At 70.4% G+C, this 23,239-nt stretch carries 13 protein-coding genes; 5 read left to right on the forward strand and 8 right to left on the reverse strand.

What is annotated here, in order from left to right; all coding sequences use genetic code 11:
• Positions 1 to 60: 60 nt before the first annotated feature.
• The 3 genes from BJ971_RS11415 to sigJ form a co-directional block, all read right to left on the reverse strand.
• Positions 61 to 1,233, reverse strand: a complete 1,173-nt coding sequence (locus BJ971_RS11415) for a cellulose binding domain-containing protein (RefSeq protein WP_184992320.1) — start codon at positions 1,231 to 1,233, stop codon at positions 61 to 63.
• Positions 1,230 to 2,264, reverse strand: a complete 1,035-nt coding sequence (locus BJ971_RS11420) for an SGNH/GDSL hydrolase family protein (protein ID WP_184992322.1) — start codon at positions 2,262 to 2,264, stop codon at positions 1,230 to 1,232. The genes BJ971_RS11415 and BJ971_RS11420 overlap by 4 nt, the downstream gene beginning before the upstream one ends.
• 74 nt (positions 2,265 to 2,338) lie before the next feature.
• On the reverse strand, positions 2,339 to 3,211 hold the full coding sequence (gene sigJ, locus BJ971_RS11425; RefSeq protein WP_184992324.1) for an RNA polymerase sigma factor SigJ: 873 nt from the start codon (positions 3,209 to 3,211) through the stop codon (positions 2,339 to 2,341).
• Positions 3,212 to 3,326: 115 nt separating this feature from the next.
• Between sigJ and BJ971_RS11430 the strand changes: the two genes are divergently transcribed.
• The gene (locus tag BJ971_RS11430; protein WP_184998791.1) at positions 3,327 to 3,902 is read left to right on the forward strand and encodes an NADPH-dependent FMN reductase; all 576 of its coding nucleotides are present in this window, start codon (positions 3,327 to 3,329) and stop codon (positions 3,900 to 3,902) included.
• Here the strand turns inward: BJ971_RS11430 and BJ971_RS42055 are convergent.
• On the reverse strand, positions 3,892 to 7,080 hold the full coding sequence (locus BJ971_RS42055) for a tetratricopeptide repeat protein (RefSeq protein WP_184992326.1): 3,189 nt from the start codon (positions 7,078 to 7,080) through the stop codon (positions 3,892 to 3,894). The genes BJ971_RS11430 and BJ971_RS42055 overlap by 11 nt on opposite strands.
• Positions 7,074 to 7,904 (reverse strand): esterase/lipase family protein, encoded by an 831-nt coding sequence (locus tag BJ971_RS11440; RefSeq protein ID WP_184992327.1) that lies wholly within the window; start codon positions 7,902 to 7,904, stop codon positions 7,074 to 7,076. The genes BJ971_RS42055 and BJ971_RS11440 overlap by 7 nt, the downstream gene beginning before the upstream one ends.
• A 152-nt stretch (positions 7,905 to 8,056) precedes the next feature.
• On the opposite strand from BJ971_RS11440, the gene BJ971_RS11445 reads away from it, so the two are divergent.
• The 4 genes from BJ971_RS11445 to BJ971_RS11460 all read left to right on the forward strand — a co-directional run bounded on the left by BJ971_RS11445 (position 8,057) and on the right by BJ971_RS11460 (position 16,339).
• A complete protein-coding gene (locus BJ971_RS11445; protein ID WP_239087102.1) occupies positions 8,057 to 10,021 on the forward strand; it encodes a type I restriction-modification system subunit M in 1,965 nt (654 codons plus the stop codon).
• Positions 10,011 to 11,231: a restriction endonuclease subunit S gene (locus BJ971_RS11450; RefSeq protein ID WP_184992329.1), complete on the forward strand. Its 1,221-nt coding sequence runs from the start codon at positions 10,011 to 10,013 to the stop codon at positions 11,229 to 11,231. The genes BJ971_RS11445 and BJ971_RS11450 overlap by 11 nt, the downstream gene beginning before the upstream one ends.
• 1 nt (position 11,232) lies before the next feature.
• Positions 11,233 to 14,220, forward strand: a complete 2,988-nt coding sequence (locus BJ971_RS11455) for a type I restriction endonuclease subunit R (RefSeq protein WP_184992330.1) — start codon at positions 11,233 to 11,235, stop codon at positions 14,218 to 14,220.
• Between the two features lie 436 nt (positions 14,221 to 14,656).
• A complete protein-coding gene (locus BJ971_RS11460; protein ID WP_239087118.1) occupies positions 14,657 to 16,339 on the forward strand; it encodes an AIPR family protein in 1,683 nt (560 codons plus the stop codon).
• A gap of 76 nt (positions 16,340 to 16,415) precedes the next feature.
• On the opposite strand, the gene BJ971_RS11465 is transcribed toward BJ971_RS11460, so the two are convergent.
• Genes BJ971_RS11465 through BJ971_RS11475 form a run of 3 tightly spaced genes read right to left on the reverse strand, consistent with a single transcriptional unit; the run spans position 16,416 to position 22,918 of the window.
• Positions 16,416 to 17,486 carry a ricin-type beta-trefoil lectin domain protein gene (locus BJ971_RS11465; protein WP_184992333.1) on the reverse strand — a complete coding sequence of 357 codons (1,071 nt, stop codon included), beginning with the start codon at positions 17,484 to 17,486 and terminating at the stop codon, positions 16,416 to 16,418.
• Between the two features lie 23 nt (positions 17,487 to 17,509).
• Positions 17,510 to 20,116, reverse strand: coding sequence for a ricin-type beta-trefoil lectin domain protein (locus tag BJ971_RS11470; RefSeq protein WP_184992335.1), 2,607 nt, complete (start codon positions 20,114 to 20,116; stop codon positions 17,510 to 17,512).
• Positions 20,117 to 20,146: 30 nt separating this feature from the next.
• Complete coding sequence (locus BJ971_RS11475) at positions 20,147 to 22,918, reverse strand: ricin-type beta-trefoil lectin domain protein (RefSeq protein ID WP_184992337.1); 2,772 nt, start codon at positions 22,916 to 22,918, stop codon at positions 20,147 to 20,149.
• Positions 22,919 to 23,239 lie beyond the last annotated feature (321 nt).

Raw genomic sequence — 23,239 nt, forward strand, 5'->3', positions numbered from 1 at the left:
AAGTGTCGAGACTCCGTCTGACCGCAGCGATATGACCGGAAGATGCCGAATAGTGGCTTGTTACTTCAGGTACGAGGCGAGCGGAATGTTCTGCTCGCGCAGTGCGGCGGTGATCACACCGGCGATCTGCCTCGCGCCGGCGGCCTCGAAATGGGTGTGGTCGTTGCAGAAGAACGCGCCGACCGCGCCGGTCGTGTAGTCGCCGTTGTTCGGGCACAGCTTGAGCGAGTTGTACAGCGCCACGCTCCTGGCGTGCAGGTCGATCACCGGCACGCCGTTGGCGGTGGCGGCGTCCTTCGTCTCGGTGACGAAGCCGCGGTTGCCGACGGCCGTGCCACCGCTGCACGTGATCGCGGCGACCGGCGTGACGAGGACCGGTCGCACGCCGCGGGCCTTCGCCGTCGACGCCATCACGCCGAGCAGCTCCTTGAAGCGCGCCGTTCCGACGTGCCGGGGGCAGGCCGTGTCGCCGTCGTTGATGCCGAACTGAACGATCAGGTAGTCGCCGGACCGGAAGCCGTCGAGCATCGCCGTCCACCGCGAGCTGTAGGCGGTCGAGCTGAGCGTGCACTCGCCGGCCGCGTTCTTCGTGCCGGTGACGTTGCCCTCGTACAGCCAGGTCTGGATGCTGCGGCCGCCGACGGCGCTGTTCTGCACGGTGACGCCGGCGGTGAAGTACGCGGCGAGCTGGCTGCCCCAGCCGATCGGGCACGTGCTCGCGTTCATCATCGTGGAGTCGCCGGCCATCCAGACCTTGACGGCCGGAGCCGCGGTGGCCGGCGGGGTGCTCGGGCCGGTGCACGGCGTCGGTGACGGCGCCGTGCCGCCGGCGCAGGCGGTGCCGTTGAAGGTGAACGACGACGGCACCGGGTTGGCGCCGCTCCACGTGCCGTTGAAGCCGAAGCTCACCGACGCCCCGGTGGCCACCGAGCCGTTGTAGCTCGCGTTGGTGGCGGTGACCGCGGTGCCGGAGACGGTGACGGCGGCGTTCCATGCCTGCGTGACGCCCTGCCCGGGCGCGAGCGCCCAGCCGAGGGTCCAGCCGGTCACCGGGTCGCCGAGGTTGGTGACGGTGACGTCGGCGCCGAAGCCGCCGGCCCACTGGCTGGTGATCGTGTAGGTGACGCCGCACGCCGGTGCGGCGGCGCGCGCGGCGGCGATGCCGAGGCCGCCGGCCGCGACGGTCAGCGCGGCGGCCGCGAGGACCGTGAGCGGCGCGCGGAACGCCGTCATCGGAGCTGCCCCAGCCGCGCGGTGATGATGGGTGCGAGCCGGTCGGTGACGGCCTGGTGGCCCTTGTCGTTGGGGTGCACCGAATCGCTGAGGCCGTCCGCCGGCAGCCAGCCCGTGGTGTCGACGTAGAACACCCCGGCATCGCCCGCGGCGTTGCGCGCCTGCACCGCCGCCTGTGTCTCCGCCGCGTACCGGCCGATGAACGTACGCAGGGCGAAGAGCTTGGCGTTCGGGAACTTCGCCCGGATCCGGGTGAGGAAGGCGAGGTACTTCGCCTGGAAGTTCGCGCCGCTCACGCCGTGGCTCTTGTCGTTGGTGCCGAGGTTGATCACCACGGCGGCGGGGGTGTAGCGGGAGAAGTCCCACGCGTCGGTGCCGGCCTGCCCGCCGCTGGACATCCAGTAGCGGGTCTCGTGCGCCCAGCACCCGTCCGTGGTCTCGGACAGGCACATGCCGCCGATCGCGATCTGGGTGTGGTCGTATCCGAGCCGCTCGCCGACCTTGAAGCCGTACCCGGTCACCGCCAACTGGCTGCTCGTCGTGCCCGCCGTGATCGAGTCGCCGATGAACTCGATGAGCCTGGTCCGGGCCGGCGCCTTGAACGTGGCGGCGCCCGCGTCGAGGGTCAGGCCCTGGAAGACCGCGTCGCCGGTGTAGGAGCCGGCCACCTGCCGGTAGCTCACGATCAGCGTGTGGTTGCCCGCAGCCAGCGCCGTCGGCGTCAGGTTGACCGTGCCGGAGCCGCGGAACGCGGTGAACGCCCCGCCGTCGACGCTGGCCCACAGGTCGACGGTGTTGCGCTGCCGGAGCTTCACCGTCCGGCCGGTGAAGCCGACCCGCAAGTAGGCGCCGGCCCAGTAGGGCACGAACGCCGCGGTGTTGGTCCGGTTCCAGCGCCCGACGAAGCTGATGTTGGTGTCGCCCGGCGTGCCGTCACCGGCCGCGGCCCGGGCCGGCCGCGTCGGGGCGAGCATCCACCCGGTGAAGGTCAGGAGCACCGCCAGGGCGAGCACCACGAGCCGACGTCGCATGACACGATCCCCTCTGGTTGGGAGCGCTCCCAATAATCGCGCGAGGTTACATCGATGTCAATCGATTCCGATCGTTACGCGCCGGTCCAGGGCCGCAGCTTGTCCGGGTTGCGCACCGCCCAGATGTGCTTGATCCGGTCGTCCACGATCTCGAACGAGAACACCGTCACCACGGCCCCGCCGATCTCGACGACCAGGCCCGGCCGGCCGTTCACCGACCGCTCGGTGACCGTGAACTCGTCCACCATCCCGGCCAGCGCGACCCAGGTCTGCGCGATCCGCTCGGCGCCGACCACCGGCTCGAGCAGCGCCGGCGCGCGCCCGCCGCCGTCGGTCACCGCGACGGCGTCCGGGTCGAGCAGCCCGATCAGCGCGGGAATGTCCTTGGCCTCCCAGGCCCGCTTGAAGTCCCGCACGAGCCCGGCCTGCCGCGGCGCCGGCGCCACCGGTGCCCGCGAGGCCGCCATCCGCCGCCGGGCCGAGGAGGCGAGCTGCCGGCACGCGGCCGGCGTACGCCCGACGATGTCGGCGACCTCCGCGAACGGGTAGCGGAACACGTCGTGCAGGATGAACGCCACCCGCTCGGCCGGGGTCATCGACTCCAGCACCACCAGGAACGCCATGTGCACCGACTCGTCCAGGGTGATCCGATCGGCCGGGTCGGCGGTTGTCCCGTCGTCCGGCTCCGGCAGCGGCTCGGGGATCCACTCGCCGACGTAACGCTCCCGCCGCACCCGGGCCGAGCCGAGCTGGTCGAGGCAGATCCGGCCGGCGACCCGGGTCAGCCAGGCGGCCGGCGACTCGACGGCGTCCCGCCGCTCCGGTGACATGGCGTACCAGCGGGCGTAGGTCTCCTGCACCGCGTCCTCGGCCTCGGCCAGCGAGCCGAGCATCCGGTACGCGAGATTGATCAGCTGCCGCCGTTCCTTCACGATCGCGCCGCTCATGGTCACGTGTCCGCCCTCCACGAGTACGACGACACGACCCCGCCGATTGTGAGGCCCTGACGTTTCGCGGGCCCGTCTCGTCGTACCGGTCATGAGCGACTTTCACACACGCCCGATGATCCGGATCGGCATCGTCCTCGGCAGCACCCGCCCCAACCGCCGCGGCGACCAGGTCGCCCGCTGGGTCCTGGAGCAGGCCGGCGCGCGCACCGACGCCGAGTTCGACCTGATCGACCTGCGCGACTACCCGCTGCCCCACCTCGACGAGCCGGCGCCCGCCCTCTACTCCAGCGGGTACGCGCACGAGCACACCCGCGCCTGGTCCGAGCGGATCGCGAGCTACGACGGATACGTCCTGGTCACCCCCGAGTACAACCACGCGGTCCCGTCGGTGCTCAAGAACGCCCTGGACTACCTGTACCACGAGTGGGCCGGCAAGGCGGTCGGCCTTGTCTCGTACGGCGTGGACGGCGGCGCCCGCGCCGCCGTCCAGCTGCGCGTGGTGGCCGGCGTCCTCCAGATGGCCGACGTGGCCTACCAGGTCACGCTCTCGCTGTTCACCGAGTGGGAGAACATGACCGTCTTCGCACCCACCGCCCGGGCCGTCAGCACGCTCCACGGCACCCTCGACCAGGTGGTCACCTGGAGCGCCGCCCTGGCCCCGCTCCGGAAACCGGCCGTCATGTCGTGACGCGGGCGTCGGCGAGGTGCCGCGTCCGCGCGGCGAGGTCCTGCGCGAGCGCCAGCTGAAGGCGGCTGCCGGGTGTGCGCTCCGCCTTGTCGCGGCGTCGGGCGAGCCGATGCGCCCGGTGCGCGGACCGGACCGCCGCATCGAGGTCCGAACGCCGGGCCCCGGCGTTCAGAACCAGTGTCTCGGCCTGCAACGCCGCCAGCAGAACCCGGTCGTCGCGGGACCGTTCGGCGGCTCGCACGGCCGTCCGGGCCAGGTCGGCCGCGACCGCCGCCGATCCGGCGTTGACGGCGTGGCAGGCCACGACGGCGCAGAGGCCGGCGACCTGGGCGGCCGTCTCCGGGGCGGAGCCGGCGGCGTCACGCAGGAACGGCAGCGCCTCGCCCACCGTGGCGACGGCGGTGGCGAGTTGCTCATCGTCGAGGCTCTGCCCACTGGCGATCCAGAGGCCGAGCAGGACCGGCACCGCGCCGGCGAGCGGCGGCCCGTCGTGCTCCGGCACGGCCGTGGCGTGCACGAGTGCCCGGGCGATCGGCGTGGCGATCCCGAATCCCGGCCGGGCCGGCAGCAGGCCGCCCGCCACCTCCAGGATCAGGGCCGGGGTGCAGAAGGCGGCGTCGCAGTCGTCGAGCACGGTGCGGTACCGGCCGATGGTGGCGCAGGCCGCGGGAGGGTCACCGGCCTTCAGGTCCATCCAGACGAGCACGAGGGCGGCCCAGGCGCGAAGGTTCCGCAGGTCCGTGGCCGGTCCGTTGCCGGACGCGGTACGTGCCAGCACCGCGCGGGCCTCGTCATCCCGGCCGGCGCCGTGCAGAAGGGAGGCGTGAAGGTGGAGCTGACCCCGTACGGCCAGGACCTGATCGGCGTGCGGTTCGCCGTCGGGGATCGCGCAGCGGAGGTACTCCTCGAACACGGCGGCCGCGTCGGCCCACCGTTCACACCGGAGATTGATGTAGGCGAGCGTCGAGAGAGACGTGCACAGCGCCTCCTCGTAGGAGCCGGGCAGCAGTTCGCAGATCAGACGGCGCAGCGACACCGCCTCCTCGGCCACCCCGGCCGCCTCGTCGGGATGGCCGTCCTGGTCGAGCGCCACGGCGAGGTTGTGCAGCGCCTCGGTCAGCTGCGGCAGGTAGATGGTCGGAAACTCGCCGACGAGGGACCGGCGGACCGCGACCACCCGGCGAATCAGGTCGAGCCCCTCCTCGTGCTCGCCGTCCAGGCGCAGCCACATGGCGAGGTTGTTCATGGTGACGCTGATTTCGAACCGCTCGGTCTCGTCCGCCTCGGCGCTCAGGTTCCGCGCCTGGAAGGAGAGCAGCCATCGGGCGGTCTTCCGCGCCTGCTCGAACTCTCCGCCCTCGGCCAGGGCCAGCGTGTAGGCGGTCCACGCGTTGACGACCGGCAGCGTCGTCTCGTCGGCTCCCTCGTCGAGGTGCTGTCGCAGGACGGTGACCGCCAGCCAGCCGAACAGCATCGCCCATTCGGCGCGCCGCAGGGCGGTCTCCTGGTAGGAGTGCGTGCTGAAGGCATTGCTCACCAACTCCTTGTCGATCTCCGGAGCGACGATGACCTCGTTGCCGGTGACGGTGACGCAGTGCTCGAGCAGGAGATGGGCGGCCTCGCTGGTGTATCGGCCGGCCTCCAGCGGGCGGCCCATCTCACCGTGGTTCAGGCCGACGGCCACGAGGATGTGCACCCGCTGCTCGACCGGCAGGCCGCCGAACCGGGCGTCCTGACACACCTGCCGGCCGAGCGAGACCATCGCGTCGTGCAGGTCGAGGTTCACGCCGTGCGGGGCGAACTGGGCCATCTCGTGGAGCACGCGGCACTGGTCCGGAAACGGCAGGAGCCCGGTCAGGCCCGCGGTGACGGCGCTGCCCGCGACCACGGCGAGGCGCGGGCGGCGGCCGAGGGCGTCGACCAGCAGGGCCCGCACGTGTGGCCACCGTTCGGCGGCGCCGGCGAGGACCGCGAGCACGCCGCGCAGCCGGGCGTTCGGGAAGTCGATCGGCCGGCCGTCGTCCTCGGCCTGCCAGCCCAGCAGCGTCTCGACCAGGCGGTCGCACTCCGTGCCGCCCAGGGGGTGGTAGTCCTCGTCCGGTGCGCCGGTGAGTGCCCTGGCGATCAGGTCCTCGCCGAGGCGGTCCGGCAGCAGCGGCCACAGCGTGAGGTCCCGCCGCGGCGGCGGATAGAGCAGCGCGTGTTCGGCGATCAGTTCGTCGGGCCGCTCGAAGCCGAGCAACTCCAGGGCGGCCCGGGCGTCCGGCGGGCCGGCGCCGCGCAGGAGGGTGGCGACCAGCGTGCACCGGAAGACGGTCCGCAGCCGCGTGTGCGGGCCGGGCAGCGGATCGTCGATGATCCGCTGCCAGTGGTGGATCTCCCGATCGATCATGGCGACGGACAGCTCGGGCCAGCTGGCGCCGCGGGGCGCCGCCTCGAGGACGTCGAGCAGCGCCTTGGTGTGCACGCTCAGGGTGTGCGCCATGTGCTCGACGACCCCGGGTACGCCGCCGCCGGGCTCGGCGCCCAGCATGTCCGCGTACGCGTCGCGCGCGGCCCGGTACATCGCGACCGCCCGCTCCGGCGACGACACCGGGTCGGTGATCGGCAGCGTGTCCGGTGTGTAGCCGAGCTTCCGGAGCGGGTGCATGATCATCGCGCCGAAGCCCCGCGACCGGGACACCAGCAGCAGCCGTACCCGGCCGGGCCGCCCCGCGGCCGCGCTCATCAGGCGCTGTAGTTCGCTCAGCGGCCACCGGTCGGCGTAGTCCGCGAACACCAGCGTGCCGACCGGGTCCCTGTCCTGCGGCCCGGCGTCCTCGGGTGCGGGGTCCGCGGGGTGCGGCGCGACGCGGACCCGCCACCCGAGCGCCGCCGCGTCCCGGCACAGCCGCAGCGCGAGCCGGGTCTTGCCGGAGCCCGCGGGGCCGGACAGCAGGAACGCGGCACGCACCGGGCGGCCGGCGAGCCAGTCACGGACCCGGGCGCGGTCGCCGGAGTCGACGAACGGCACGATCTCGTGCCGCGGGTCGAGGTAGTCGGCCGGCCCGGCGTCCCGCAACGGCCGGGACACGGGCGGGAGCGGGACGAGCCGGGCACCGGCGCCCGACACCGTCACGGTGTTGCCGTCGCCGACCACGAACGCACCGAAGTTCGGCCCGTGCAGCTGGTTCACCACGGTCCTACGGTGTTCCCGTCGCCGATCACGATGCTGCCGTAGTTGGCGCCGTCGACCCGTACCGGTGCGGGGCCGGGTCCGTCGGCGCAGCGCCTGATGAACCGCAGGACCTGGCCGTAGACCAGTGCCCGCCGGCTGACCGGCTTGCAGATGTCGATGTGGTCGGCGTCGACGCCGATCGGCCGCACACGGGCGATGCCCGGATTGGCGGACGCCTCGTCGACCACCCGCCGGCCGAGCGTCGGGCGGCTCTCGAAGAAGACCAGGTTCGCGACGCCCGAGTCGTCCACCCAGTCCCGGTAGCGATCGTTGAGGTGCCGCAGGTACGCGCCGTTGCGCCGCAGGTCCGCGACGGCGGGCGTGCCCCGGTACAGGTGGGACAGGGCGTCGACCGCCCGGGTCAGTCCGCTGCCGTTGTGCGGTGTCGACAGGAAGACCACGCCCCGGGCGGCGGCGGCGAACGGGGCGTGTTCCGTGCGCCCCTCGGCGGCGAGCAGCAGCATCTCCTTGGCGATCAGCCCGCCCATGCTGTGCGCCACCAGGATCAGCGGCCGGGTGCCGATGTCGTGGTTCTGCAGCAGCGCCAGCAGATTGACCGATCGATCGGCCACGCTCATCGACCGGCCCCGCCAGCCGCTGGACCGCGCGTCGTAGCCGACGGACCAGACCGCGGCGGTCTCCAGGTCGTCCGCGAGCCACCGCGGCCAGAACATGTCCGGCCCGCCGGCCGTCCACGACCCGCGGGCGTCGCCGTCGAGCCCGTGCAGGAAGACCACGTCCAGCTTGCCCTCGGCAGGGTGATTGATCTCGAAGACCTCCGCCATGCCCGCTGAAGTCCCCTTCCTGGCGATATGGCACCGGAGCCTAGCCCCGATTCCGGGCGCCTGAAACGCGTCTCCCTCGAACGGGTGCGCCCGCCCGGGCGCGCCGAACTGCGCCCGGCCCGGGGGCCGGCGGGCCCGCGTACCCTGTGCCGGTGACCGATCACCAGAAGCTGGCGAACTTCATCTGGTCGGTCGCCGACCTGTTGCGCGGCGACTACAAGCAGTCCGAGTACAGCCGGGTGATCCTGCCGCTGACCGTGCTGCGGCGCCTGGACTCGGTCCTGGAGCCGTCCAAGGACGCGGTCCTGGCGCGCTACGCGCAGCTGCGGGACGCCGGGGTCAAGAACATGGAGCCGGTGCTGCGCCGGGAGTCCGGCCGGAACTTCTACAACACCAGCGAGCTGACGTTCCGCACCGTCGTGAGCGATCCGAACCAGGTCGCCACGAACCTGCGGTCGTACATCGGCGGCTTCTCGCCCGGAGCGGTCGACGTCCTGGACAAGTACGGTTTCGACACGCAGATCTCCCGGCTGGAGGAGTCGGGCCTGATCTACCAGGTGGTCAGCAAGTTCGTCGAGATCGACCTGCGGCCGAGCGTGGTCAGCAACCATCGGATGGGCTACATCTTCGAGGAGCTCGTCCGCAAGTTCTCCGAGATCAGCAACGAGACCGCCGGCGAGCACTTCACCCCGCGCGAGGTCATCCGGCTGATGGTCAACCTGCTGCTAGCGCCCGACGAGGACGACCTGGTCACGCCCGGCATCGTCCGTAAGATCTACGATCCGGCGTGCGGCACCGGCGGCATGCTCAGCGAGGCGCAGGACCACATCGAGGCGCACAACGCCCACGCCACGGTCGAGGTGTACGGCCAGGAGCTCAACGGCGAGACGTACGCGATCTGCCGCTCCGACATGATGATGAAGGGCGGCGACCCCAACAAGATCGCGTTCGGCAACTCGTTCAGCCAGGACGGCCACGAGGACGCGCGGTTCGACTACATGCTCGCCAACCCGCCGTTCGGCGTGGAGTGGAAGAAGGTCGAGAAGTTCGTCAAGGACGAGGCGGCGCGCGGGGACGCGGGGCGCTTCGGCGCGGGCCTGCCCCGGATCAACGACGGGTCGCTGCTCTTCCTCCAGCACATGATCTCGAAGATGAAGCGGCCGGAGGACGGCGGCAGCCGCCTGGCGATCGTCTTCAACGGCTCGCCGCTGTTCACCGGCGCGGCCGGCTCCGGCGAGTCGGAGATCCGCCGGTGGATCCTGGAGAACGACCTGCTCGAAGGCATCGTCGCCCTGCCGGATCAGCTGTTCTACAACACCGGCATCTCGACGTACTTCTGGATTCTCACCAACCGCAAGTCGCCGCGGCACCGCGGCAAGGTCGTGCTGCTGGACGGCCGCGACCTCTGGGTCAAGATGCGCAAGAGCCTCGGCGACAAGCGCAAGATGCTCAACGACGACCACATCGCGACGCTTACGCGCGACTACGTCGACGCGCTCGCCGTCGCCGGCGACCCGGATCATCCGCGCAACGCCACCGTGAAGGTCTTCGAGGCCTCCGACTTCGGCTACTGGCGGATCACCGTCGAGCGCCCGCTGCGCCTGCGCTTCGAGATCACCGAAGCGACGGTCGCGCTGCTCGCCGAGGCAAGGGCCGTCATCCGGTACGACGAGAGCGAGGCGCTGCTGGCCGCGATGAAGTCGATGATCGGCACGACGGCGGGCAGCCGATCGGAGTTCGCGGCGAAGCTTGCCGAACTGGGGAGACTGCCGGCGCCCGTGGAGAAGTCCGTGTGGGAGGCGTCCTCGGTGAGCGACCCGGAGGGCGAGGTGCAGACCAACCGCGCGGGCGGCCCGCTGCCGGACGCCGAGCTGCGCGACTACGAGAACGTCCCGCTGAGCGAGGACATCCACGACTACCTGGCGCGGGAGGTCCTCCCGCACGTGCCGGAGGCCTGGATCGACGAGTCCAAGACGAAGACCGGTTACGAGATCCCGTTCACCCGGCACTTCCACGTCTACCAGGCGCCGCGCCCGCTTTCGGAGATCGACTCGGAGATCAGGGCGCTGGAGGCGCAGATCCGGGACCTTCTCGGCGAGGTGACCGGTGAGGCTTAAGGACGTCGTACACATCAACCGCCGGACGCTCCAGGAGACCACGTCCCCGGAGTACGGCTTCCACTACATCGACATCTCGTCGGTCGACGGGCTGGGCGACATCGTCGTCCCCGAGGCGAGCACGGCGTTCGGCGCCGCGCCGTCGCGGGCGCGCCGGCTGGCGCCGGCGGGTGCGACCGTCGTCTCCACCGTCCGGACCTACCTGCGGGCGATCGGCCGGGTGCCGCGCTCGGAGCGGCCCCTGGTCTTCTCCACCGGTTTCGCGGTGATCGAGGCGGGGCCGCGGGCGGATCCCGGTTTCCTCTACTACCTCTGCCGCTCGGAACCCTTCGTGCAGCACGTCGTGGCCAGGTCGGTGGGCGTCAGCTATCCGGCGGTGAACCCGGGCGACATCGGCGACTTCCCGGTCGACCTCCCGCCGGTCGAGGAGCAGCGGCGCATCGCGGAGTACCTCGACGCGGAGCTGGCCCGCGCCGGCGAGCTGCGCGACCTGAAGGAGCGGCAGGCAGGCCTGCTGGCCGAGCGCGCCGAGACGGTCCTCGCGGAGAAGGTCTCGGGACTCTTCGACGAGCACGGCTCCATCTCGATGCGGTACCTGTGGCGCGGCATCGAGCAGGGCTGGAGTCCACAGTGCGAGGACGCGCAGGCGGACCCCGACGAGTGGGCGGTGCTGCGCACCAGCGCGGTCAGCGGCGGCGTCTTCGATCCACTCGCGCACAAGCGCCTGCCGGCCGACGTCGGGCCCGACCTGAGGTACCTGATCCGCGACGGCGACCTGCTGCTGACCCGCGGCAGCGGATCGCCCGCCTTCGTGGGTGTCGCGGCGGTCGCGAGAACCGGTGGGCGGCGGCTGCTGCTGAGCGATCTGCTGTACCGGGTCCGCCTGCCGGAGAGCTGGCCGGGCGCGCTCCTGGCGCAGGTCTGGGGCAGCCGCCCGGTGCGTGACCAGATCGCCCTGCTGCTGCGTGGCCAGTCCGGCCAGACGATCAAGCTGCGCGGTCAGGACATCGGCGAGGTCGTCGTGCCGCGGGTGCCCGCCGACTCGCGGCCGCGGCTGGCCGCCGAGCTCGAGGAGATCCGTGCCGTGCACGCGAGCGCCGCGGCGAGGATCGGCGACGGCCTCGACCTGATGGCGGAGCGGCGGCAGGCGCTGATCACGGCGGCGGTCACCGGCCGGCTGGATGTGACCACCGCGCGGGGGGCGAGCTGACGTGAGCGTGCACGAGGAGGCCACGTTCGAGGCGGCGATCGAGCGATCGCTGCTCGGCTCGGGATGGCTGCGCGGCAGCTCGGGAAACTACGACCGGCGGCTGGGGCTGGACACCTCGGAGCTGTTCGCGTTCCTCGAGGCGACCCAGCACGACGCCTGGTCGAAGCTCACCGCGTACCACGGCAACAGCGAGGCGGAGACGAGGCGGCACTTCCAGGAGTACCTGGCCCGGCAGATCGACGAGCGCGGCCCGCTCGACGTGCTCCGGCGCGGCGTCAAGGACAAGGGCATCCGGTTCCGGCTTGCCTACTTCAGGCCGGCGCACTCGATCACCGACGACGGATGGCGGCTGTACCGCGCGAACCGGCTCAGCGTGACCCGGCAGCTGTACTTCTCCGAGCGCGACACGAAGAGCCTCGATCTCGCCCTGTTCGTCAACGGGATACCGTTCGCGACGGCGGAGCTCAAGAACCCGCTCACGCGGCAGACCGTCGAGAACGCCAAGGAGCAGTACCGCAGCGACCGGGATCCGAAGGAGCTGCTGTTCTCCCGGCGTACCCTCGTGCATTTCGCCGTTGATCCTGATCTGGTCTTTGTGACCACGAAGCTGGCGGGAGACAACACCCGGTTCCTGCCGTTCAACATCGGGTCCGAGGGGCCCGGCGTGTCGGGCGGCGCGGGTAATCCGGCGGCGCCGGGTTACCGGACCGCCTACCTGTGGGAGCAGATCTGGCACCCGGACACCTGGATGGACCTGGTCCGGCGGTTCCTGCACACGGACAAGGAGTCCCGGGCGCTGATCTTCCCGCGTTACCACCAGTGGCACGCGGTCACCACGCTCGCCGATCACGCCGCCGCGCACGGCTCCGGCGAGAACTATCTGGTCATGCACTCGGCCGGGTCCGGCAAGTCGAACACCATCGCCTGGCTCGCGCACCGGCTGTCCAGCCTGCACAACACGGCGAACGAGGCCGTCTTCGACAAGGTCATCATCATCACCGACCGGGTGGTGCTGGACCGGCAGCTACAGGACACGGTGTTCCAGTTCGAGCATGTGCCGGGCGTGGTGCAGCGCATCGACAAGGATTCCAACCAGCTCGCGGCCGCGCTCGGCGGGGAGACCGCCAAGGTCGTCATCAGCACGATGCAGAAGTTCGGCTTCATCCTGGAGAAGGTCGACAATCTGCGCGGCCGGCGGTTCGCGGTGATCGTGGACGAGGCGCACTCGTCGCAGTCGGGCGACAACGCGACCGCGCTGAAGAAGGTGCTGCTGCGCAAGGGCAGCGACGACATCGACGACGACGGCGACCCGCTCACCGCGTCGGCGCTGGCGCGCGGCCGGCACGGGACGCTGTCCTACTTCGCGTTCACCGCGACGCCGAAGCCGAAGACCCTCGAACTGTTCGGGACGCCGGGCGCGGACGGGAACATGCACCCGTTCCACACCTACTCGATGCGGCAGGCGATCGAGGAGGGCTTCATCCTCGACGTGCTGCGGCAGTACGTGACCTACAAGTCGTACTGGAAGCTGGCCAACCAGAACCCCGACGATCCGGAGGTGGACCCGGGGCAGACGGCGTCGCGGCTGGCCCGGTTCGCGGTGCTGCACCCGACGATGATGGCGCAGAAGGCGGAGATCATCGTCGAGCACTTCCGCCGGCACACCGCCCCGCGCCTCGGCGGCCGGGCCAAGGCCATGGCGGTGACCGGGTCGCGGGAGGCCGCGGTCCGGCTCTACACCGCGATCCGGAAATACATCGAGACCAACGGGTACGCCGGATGCGCACCACTCGTCGCGTTCTCCGGCGAACTGGAGGTCGACGGTGCCGAGGTGACCGAGGCCCGGCTGAACGGGTTCGGCGAGAGCGAGCTGCCGGAGCGGTTCGGCTACACCGCCGCCGATGATCGGCACGCCGGCCAGGAGTACAAGATCCTGGTGGTGGCGGAGAAGTACCAGACCGGCTTCGACCAGCCGCTGCTCACCACCATGTACGTGGACAAGCCGCTCAAGGGCGTCGCCGCCGTGCAGACCCTGTCCCGGCTCAACCGCACCCACCCGCTCAAGACGCAGGGCGACGTGTTCGTGCTTGACTTCGTCAACGAGGCCGGCGACATCACCGAGCAGTTCAAGCCGTACTTCGAGACCGCCGCGACGGTACCGACCGACCCGAACCTGCTGTACACCGCCGAGCACGCGGTCACCGAGCACGCGCTGCTTGTGGAATCCGAGATGCAGGCGTACGTCGAGGCTCTGCTCGAAGCCGAAGGCAAGGCGAAGGACGACGCCGCGCTGCAGAAGGCGCACGCGGCGCTCTACCGCTTCACCGACCCGGCGCGGGACCGCTACGTCGCCCTGGCCGCCGACGATCCCGAGGCCGCCGACGGCTTCCGCGCCGCGCTGCGCGACTACACCCGGATGTACGCCTTCCTCGCCCAGGTGGTGCCGTACCAGGACGAGGGCCTGGAACGGCTCTACCTGTACGGGCGCGCGCTGCTCAACCGGCTGCCGCGCCGCAGCGACCCGTCCGTCGACATCGGCGAGGTGCAGCTGACCCACCTGCGGGTCAGCAAGACCGGGGAGCACGACGCCTCGCTGGAGGCCGAGGGCGAGCACCTGCTGCCCGGCTTCACCGGCGGCGGCGCCGGCCCGCAGCACGACCCGGGCAGGATGGCGCTGTCCGAGCTGATCGAGGAGCTCAACGACCGGTTCGGCCTGGGCCTCGGCGAGGCCGACAAGATCTGGTACGAGCAGCAGATCATCGCGATGACCGAGGACGAGACGATGGAGGCGGCCGCGCTCGTCAACGACGAGGACAACTTCGGCGTCGTCTTCGACCGCCGCATCGAGTCGGTCATCCTGTCCCGCCACGACGACAACGGCAAGCTGATGCAGCGCTACCTCGACGACGACCTGTTGCGGGAGCGCATGAACCAGCTGGGCCGAAGCCAGGCGTACCGCCTGATCCGCCGCCGCCACGGCCTCACCTGACGCCGCCTGAGTATTCTCGGCCGAGGAATCATCGATGACAGGATGCCCGATAACCCAAAAAGGAACTACTTGTGTCGACGCCTTCTCGGGATGACCGGCAGATCAACATCATTCGCACATGTCTTCTTCGAGACTTCGAGCCTTTCCTTGACGCGACTGTCTTTAGACATCCCGACCCGGCCCAGGTGACTGCGAACCTCGCCACCCGCTCATTGGCGGCGCTCATAGCGCGCGATCGTGTCGACAGCGATTCAGAGCGGGCGGCTTCGATGCTGACCGATGGCGGCCAGGACTTCGGGATCGACGCCATAGCGATCGGTACCGGAGCGCCGCGATCGATCAGCGGACGTATGACCGCTTCAACGCGAAACTGCTAGGACATACCGCTCAGTTGGAGGCGGTATGGTCGAGCCCGCAGCTCAAGGTGACCCTCGTGATGGTGCTGATGCGGCGCGACGCGGTGCATGACAACGTCAAGGCGAGACTGGACGAGGTCTGCGGCGAGTTCAACGCCCACGGCGCCTATCTCGACTACGAGTTTCTCTACCTTCCGGATATCTGGGGCCTGATCAGCAAGGTCGCTACGCCCGACCCGATCGATCTGCCGGTGGCCCTCACCAAGTGGCTCGACGTCAGCACGCCGATGCGGGCGATCAACGGCGTCGTCGGTGTCGCCGACGTCGGTGAGTGGTACGACAGGCACGGCGATCTGTTGTTTTTGAAGAACATCCGAGAGTCGCTCGGGGTGACACAGGTCAATGCCGACATCGAGCGGACTCTCCTCGAGGATCCGTACAGCTTTTGGTACCGAAACAACGGGATCACGATGCTGTGCGACTCGTTCTCTGTTACGCCGATCAGCCGAGGTGCGCCGTACGGCGCGGCCACGGTCACGGTCCGCAACGCGAGCATCATCAACGGGGCGCAGACGGTGGCGTCGATTGCTTCGGCGATGCGGTCGGATGGTGTGACGGCGGGGCAGGCGACGGTCAGCGTCCGGATCATCGAGAGCAGCCAGCCCGAGACGAGCATCGAAATCACGAAATCGACAAACACGCAGAACCACATCGAACGCCGCGATTTTGTTGCCCTGGACCCGGTGCAGATCGACATTCGCGAGGACTTCCGGCTCACGCTGGGCCTGACCTACGCTATCCGGCGCAGCGAATTTGAGCCGTCGCCGGAGAGCGGCTGCACGGTACGCGAGGCCGCCATAGCGTTGGCCTGCGCGCACGCGAGCTCCGATCTGGCGGTACGAGTGCGCCACAACGAGGACCTGCTCTGGGAGGAGGGTTCTGCCGGCGCTTACTCCCGGCTGTTCGGCGAGCAGCCGAGCGCGGTGCAGATCTGGCGCTCGGTGCTGTTACTTCGAGAGGTTCGCGACTGCCTACATAAGATCACCGGGAAGTACGAGGGGCGTGCGGCCGCCATCGCCGAACAGTCCACGCTTGTCGTTGCCCATATCGTCTTCCAACAGCTTGGGCGGGAAGGCGTAGATGATTCGGAGGTCGACTGGAGATCGGTCCTGGACCAGGTGCCCGCCCTGACCGAACGGGTTATCCAGTGGCTGATCTGGGACGTCGACCACAGCTACGGCAAGAACTCCTTCGTCACCGGAACTTTCGCGTCCGCAGAGCGGGTCAGATCGATGGTGCCGAGGGTGGCGCAGGCACTTGAGTCGGCAACGGTGCCCGACCTGGCCCCTGAATATCGCATGATTCCGCGCCAACGAAGTACGCGCCGACCCAACTCTGTCGGACTCATCGTGGACTCCGGACGCATCAAGGACGGCACGCCGTTGACGTTCCGACCCAGGACCGAGCCCGAGCGGCTCGCGCTGGAGAAGTGGCTTGCCGAGGATCCACGGCGTGGGGTGGTCACGTGGGTCAATACGCGGGGTAAACCGTTCGTGTGGTCGTTCGACGGTAAGCGGTATTCGCCGAGCGGATTGGTGATGAAGATGTACGCCCTGGCCGAGTGGGCCGGCGCGCCGGTGGCCGTGCAAGGACCCGCCCGCTGGTACGTGCGGAGCGAAGGCAACCTGGTGCGGATCGCCGGTCTACTGGCACAGCAGGCCGAGGATACGGATCTCGATGAGGGGACGGGCGGCTCCGACTAGGTCTTTGGCGGGCGCGTACCGGAAGGGTCTCCATCCGGCACGCGCCCGAGGCGCCGCAGCATCTTTCAAGCTTCTGTCAGCGGGCGGACCAGATCTGGTTGGGGCCGTGGTGGCAGTCCCACAGGTGCACGATCGTGCCGTTGGCGGTGCCGTTGCCGTTGAGGTCGAGGCACTTGCCGGAGCCGGTGATGGTGCCGTCGGCGTTGAACGTGAACCGTTGGTTCGCGCCGCCGTTGCAGGTCCAGGTGGTGATCCTGGTGCCGTTCGCGGTGCCGTTGCCGTTGACGTCGAGGCACTTCCCGCCGCTGCGCAGCTCGCCGGACGAGGTACGGATCCACTGCTGGTTGGCCGCGCCGTGGCAGTCCCAGATCAGGACCTGCGCGCTGCCGGAGACGTCCAGGCAGCGCCGGGACTGCGGGTTGGACAGCAGGGCCGTGCCGCTGACCGGCGGGGCCGTCAGCGAGGCCAGGCTTCCTGGGACGGACTGCAGGGACGCGTACCAGCGGGCGGCCATCTTGTCGTAGCCTCCCGCGCTGGGGTGCAGCCCGTCGGCGAGGTCGGCCGTGGTCAGGGCGGAGTGCATGTCGACCAGGTGGGTCAGCGGGCCCTTCTGCGCGACGATGCCGGGCAGGGCGGCGTTGAACGTCTGCGTCTTCTGCTCGTTGGCGGCGTTGGCGGTCGGCACCAGCTGGGCGACGAACAGGTGCACCTGGGGTGCGTTGACACGGATCTTGTCGATCAGCCCGGAGAGCCGGGCCGGTGCGCCGGCGACGTCGTAGTTCTGGCCGATGTCGTTCGTGCCGATGTGCAGCAGGATGGTGCGCGGGTTCGCCTGCTGGATCCAGCCGACGATGTTGGCGTCCAGCTGGTCGATGCGCCACCCCGAGTGGCCCTCGTGGTCGTGGTCGCCGAGGCTCGCGGGGCCGTTCACGCCGGATCCGACGAAGTCGGTGAGATGGCCGCCGGCGGCGAGGCGCTGCCACAGGCCGATGCGGTAGCCGCCGGGCACGTTGAATCCGTCGGTGATCGAGTCGCCGAGCGGCATGACGCGCACGCCGCCGTTGGACTCGGCCGCCGCCGGTGCCGCCACGGTCAGGGCCGCGCACAGGGCCGCGGCGACGCACAGGACCAGTCGTTTCATGGACATGGGTTCCTTTCCCTCGGGACGGTTCATTGGCGGAGCCAGCGCTGGTTGCCGCCGCCGTTGCAGGTCCACAGCTGTAGCTGGGTGCCGTTCGCGGTGCCCGCGCCGACGGCGTCCAGGCACTTGCCCGAGCCGGCGCCGATGACGCTGCCGTCGGAGCGCACCGTCCACTGCTGCCAGGCGCCGCCGTTGCAGTCGAAGATCTCGACCGGTGTCCCGTCGGCGGTGGCGCCGCCGGTGGCGTCCAGGCACTTGTTGCCGAAGACGGTGAGCTGGTTGGTGGCGGTGGAGATCCAGGCCTGGTTGGTGCCGCCGTTGCAGTCCCACAGGGCGGGTCGCACGCCGTTGGCCTGGTTGCCGCCGGGCACGTCGACGCAGCGACCGGAGGCCTGGCCGCGGTAGGCGCCGGCGTTCGCCGACCGGAACCACTGCTGGTTGGCGCCGCCGTTGCAGGTCCACAGCGTCAGCAGGGTGCCGGCGCCGACACCGCCGGTGGCTTCCAGGCACTTGCCGGAGGCCGGGTTGACGATCGTGCCGTTGGGGTTGACGGTCCATCGCTGGGCGGCGGTGTTGTTGCAGTCGTAGATCTGCACGGCGGTGCCGTCGGCGGTGCCACCGCCGTTGACGTCGAGGCACTTGCCGCCGAACACGGTGAGCTGGGACGCGGCGGTCTCGGTCCAGGCCTGGTTGGCGCCGCCGTTGCAGGACCACAGCGCGGGGCGGGTGCCGTTGGCCTGGTTTGAGTTGGGCACGTCGGCGCAGAGGCCGGACTGGTTGCCCTTGAGGATGCCGGGGATGCTCCGGGTGTTGCAGGTCGTCATGCCGGCCGAGTACGGGCAGACGATCGTCGCGAAGCCGCCCCGGGTGGCGACCGGCACGCTGAGCGTGTCGGCGCTGGTGACGACCCGGGTCTCGCGGATCAGCGCGCCGCCGGAGTCGCGGACGGTCTCGGCCAGCCACTGGCCGGCGCCGAGCAGGGACAGCGACGAGGTGAACGTCTTGGCGGACAGGGCCGAGATGCCGCCGAGGTACCACCGTCCGCCGGCCCGCCGGGCCAGGTACGCCTCCTGGCCGGGGCGCCCGCCGAGCAGCCGGGTCTCGTCCCACGCGGTCGGCAGCTGGTCGAGGACGCGCAGAGCCTCCGGATGCGCCTCGTAGCTGGCCGGGTTGTCGGCGTCGTGCTGCCAGCCGGACTCGAACACGATCGCCGTCGCGAGCTCGTGCGCGTCGGTGGTGTCCCGGTTGGCCATGCTGAACACCACCGGGGTGAAGTCCATGCTGGAGATGACGTTCCGGGTGAACGGCAGGATGGTGTTGAACGCGGCCCGGTTCTGCTGCTGCTCGGCGCCGAAGACGGCCTCGGCAGTCATCACGTGCGGCCAGGTCCGTTGCAGGCCCCGCTGCGTCGCCGCGCCGTGGAAGTTGACCATGAGGCGCAGCTCGGCGGTGCGGGCCAGGATGGCGTCGTACCACTGGAGGGTCGGCTGGGTGTTCTCGTAGATGAAGTCGACCTTGACGCCCGCGACGCCCCAGCCCGCGATCTGCGGCAGCCAGTTCTCCCGCTGCTGCGCGGTGCGCAGGTCGGCGGAGTTGAACCAGAGGATCACCTGCACGCCCTTGGACCGGGCGTAGGCGACCACGTCCGGCGCCCAGGTGGCGGACCAGCCCTCGTCGATGAGGACGTAACCCCAGCCGTTGCGGGCGGCGAAGTCGATGTACTGCCGCTGGCGGTTCTGGTCCGACGGGCTGGAGTGCTCGGTCAGCCAGGACCAGGCGACCGTGCCCGGCCTGACCCAGGACGTGTCGGACACCCGCGACGGCGCGGCGAGGTCGTCGACGATCGTCGAGGTGGTCACGGTGGCAAGGTCGCCGACCGCGGCCGTGCGCCAGGGCGTGCTCAGCGGCAGCGACGTGGTGATGCCGCCGGCCAGCGCGGTGGTGTAGGTACCGGACCCGGCCGGATGGGTCAGGTAGGAGGCGGCGTACCGGCCGTCGAGGTTCGTCTCGGCCACCAGCGCGAACCGGCCGCCGACCTCGAACAGCGCGGGCACCCGGTAGTTGTTGCCGGTCGGCGCGCCGCCGGCCGTCGACTGGAACCACTTGCCCTGGTCCTCCGAGTGCGGCGGCACCAGCCAGGCGTTCGACGCGGCCGGCACGGTCCAGGACGACGCCTCGCGGCTCACCGTCACCGACCCGCTGCCGGGCAGGACATAGCGGTACGCGGCGCCGCCGTCGGAGGCGCGCACCACCACGTCCAGGCGGGCGCCGCCGGTGCCGGTGAAGGACAGCGTGGTCTCGGTGTAGGTGGTGCTCGGGCTGCGCCGCTTGCCGGTGGTCATCGAGTACGACTCGGTGACGCTCCGGTCGGCGCGCTGGGTGAAGGTCAGGTTCGTGGTCAGGTCGGCGGCGGTGGTGACGATGCCGATGCGGGACGGCGAGAGCACCGTCTGGCCGTTGCTGGACACGGCGAACGTCAGGTTGCCGCCGTCGAGGACGACCTGGGCGACGGTCGGCGAGCCCGCGGACGGCCCGGCCACCGTCCAGGTCGTGGCGGCGGACGCGGACCCGGGTGCGACGAGTACGGCGGTGGCCGCGGGCAGGAGCAGGGCGAGTGCAAGCGGGGATCGTGGCATGGGGGACTCCTTGTTACGCGGGGGAGAGCGTCAGCTGCGAGACCACTTCTGGTTCGCTGCGCCGTTGCAGGTCCAGATGACCAGCTGGGTGCCGTTGGAGGTGCCGTGCCCGACCGCGTCGAGGCACTTGCCGGAGCCGACTCCGACGACCGCGCCGTCGGCGCCGACGGTCCACCGCTGGTGGCTGCCGCCGTTGCAGTCCCAGATGTCGACAGCGGTGCCGTCGGCGGTGCCGCCTCCCACGGCGTCCAGGCACTTGGTGCCGAAGACCGTCAGCCGGCCGTCCGCCGTCGACGTCCATTCCTGGTTGATGCCGCCGTTGCAGTCCCAGAGCGCCGGCCGGGTGCCGTTGGTCTGGCTGAGCCCCGGCACGTCGGCGCACCGGCCGGACTCCTGGCCCCGCAGGATGCCGACGGTGTCGCCGCGGGCCCACCGCTGATTCGGCCCGCCGTTGCAGGTCCAGATCGCCAGTGCCGAGCCGTTCGCGGTGCCGTGCGCGCTCGCCTCCAGGCACTTGCCGGAGGCGACGCCCACGACGGTGCCGTCGGCGCCGACGGTCCACTGCTGGTTGGTGCCGCCGTTGCAGTCCCAGACCTGCACGGCCGTGCCGTCCGCGGTACCGGCGACGTCCAGGCACTTGCCGAGCACCTGGAGCTGCCGGGCCGGGGTCAGGGTCCACCGCTGGTTGGTGCCGCCGGTGCAGTCCCACAGCACGGGCCTGGTCCCGTTGGTGGTGACGGCGCCGGGCACGTCGGCGCAGCGGCCGGACTCCGCGCCCTTGAGCACGCCCGCCAGGTTGCCGGCGGCGTTCGCGGTGACGCGCAGGTTGTCGAACTGGTTGGTCTGGTAGCCGACGACGCCGAGGCCGGCCTGGCCGGCGGTGAACGAACCGTCGGTGGCCCGGCCGACGACGGTGCCGTCGACGGTCGCGGTTATCTCGTTGCCGGAGAAGCCGAGCGCGATCGTGTGCCAGCTGTTCAGGGCCAGCGCGGCCCGGGTGCCGGTGAGCAGGTTGGTCAGGACGCCGCCGCTGGTGTTGCGGGCGATCGACCAGGCGCCGGTGTTGCTGATCCGCAGCTGGTATGCCGCCTGGCGGTTCTGCGGCCGGTTCTGGGTGTTGGCCCGGCCGAGCAGCGTGACGGTGCCGGCCTGCTGCATGTTCAGGTCTGTGCTGACCGTGTAGTCGCGCCAGGACGGATCGCCGACGAGGGTGAACGCGTCGCTGTCGTCCTGCCAGTTGATCGGCTGCACGGGCGCCACCTGTTGCAGGCACTGCCCGGCGCGGCCCGCGGCGCACGGCCGCACCTCGTAGGAGCCCTGCATGTCCTCGGTGTAGCGCGGCAGGGCCCGGCTGGGGTAGCCGTCGAAGTCGTCGGAGTAGGGCAGCGCGAGCGCGTGGCTCGCCGGGCCGGCCGCCGTACCCTTGCCCTGCCCGGTCGTGGTGGTCACGGTGTAGATCCGGTTCGGTTGCAGGGTCAGCGCGTAGGAGCCGCCGGCCGGTGCGACGTCGGCCTGTCTCACGAACCAGTCGGCGGGGTTGCCCGAGCCCATGTCGGTGGACCAGACGTGCACGGTGCCGGCGCTCAGGCCGCCGGACACCGCCACGTTCACCGTCTGCGCGGCGGTGCTGCCGCTGGTCTCGTAGATGGTGGAGTAGTCGCTGTTGTTCGGCGACTTGAGCGAGACGTAGCTGCCGTTGGCCCGGCTGCCACCGAGGTAGCCGCTGGCGGAGCTGTTCAGATAACGCCAGCCGGGCTGGGTGAACTGCGCGTAGTGCGCGTTGGCCCACAGGTTCCTGCCGACCCGGTACGCGCCCGACCACGGTGACCCGGCGTCCATCAGGCCGACGGTGGCGTACGGCAGATTCGGGGTGATGGCGGCGATCAACGGCCAGTTCATGTATCCGGTGATCTCCGCGTCCAGGTATCCGCGGTTGAGCGTGCGGATGTACGGGACCACGCCGGTCATGTCGTCCTGCGAGCCGAATTCGCTGGCCCACAGCGGTTTCCCGGAGCTGCGCGCGTTCTGGGTGGTGGAGCAGGAGTCGGCCTGCGACAGGTAGCCGCACACGTAGTGGTTGCCGAGCACGCCGACGGCGTTCTTGAGCGTCGCGTCGCCGGCGAACTCGTCGGCCATGCCCCAGCCGGTGTCGTCGCCGACGATCTGCACCGACCCGAAGCCCGCCGCGTTCAGGGAGCTGCGCAGGTTCTTGTACCAGCCGCTGTCGTGGCCGCGTTCGTTCCAGCCGCCGAGGTAGCTGATCGTCAGCCCGTGCTGCCGGGCGCAGTTCAGCCAGGAGATGTCGTAGTCGATCATGTCCTGGGACCAGAAGCTGTGGTTGCCGACCCAGCCCGGCGCCGTCCACGGCAGCGCGGCGAGCCTGATGTTCGGGTTACGGGCAACGGCCTGCTCGCCCAGCCAGAACTCGTAGCCGACGTTGCAGTTGATGTCGCCGCGAACGTGCTGGTGGCTGGGCTCGGAGCCGTCGGTGGAGTTGGCGTCCCCGCCGATCTCGAGCTTCAGCAGCTGGACCGCGGCGCCGTAGCCGGGCTTGAACAGGTAGTCGAGGATCTGCGAGCGCTGCGCGGCCGGGTAGTCGATCAGGAGCCGGGAATTACCGCCGCCTCCGCTGATCGCCCCGACGCCGTCGAACGCCCGGCCGGCGATTCCGCCGTCGATACCGATCGTCGTCGCGGCCGAGGCGGGTGCGGCACCGGCGATCACCGCGGCGGTGGTGGTGAGGGTCAGCGCGGCTAGAGCGAGCAGGCTGCGAAGCCGATGCCCGCGCACGGCTGGATGCATGGCAGGTCTCCTTCGGTCCGGGGAACAAGCGCGGAGGAGCTGTTCGAGGCCCGGGGGCGCCTGGGGTGGAGCGCCCCGGGCCGTGGCCGACCGGAGCGGCGCCGGCGCGGTGCACCGGAGGGGATGCCGTCACGGTGAGCCCGGTGTTCTGACCTTGATCAAACACAATGAGACATCGACAATCAAAGATGAACACCATCGAAATGTCAACGTTCCCAGAACGATCTCGAGCACGGCGGGTCTGGGAGGGTGGGGGCCGGAAGTCGGCATAGGACTCGGTGTCGAGCGGACTCTGCAAACGTAGTCAGAAAACGTCATCGG

Source organism: Amorphoplanes digitatis (assembly GCF_014205335.1).
Lineage (GTDB): Bacteria > Actinomycetota > Actinomycetes > Mycobacteriales > Micromonosporaceae > Actinoplanes > Actinoplanes digitatus.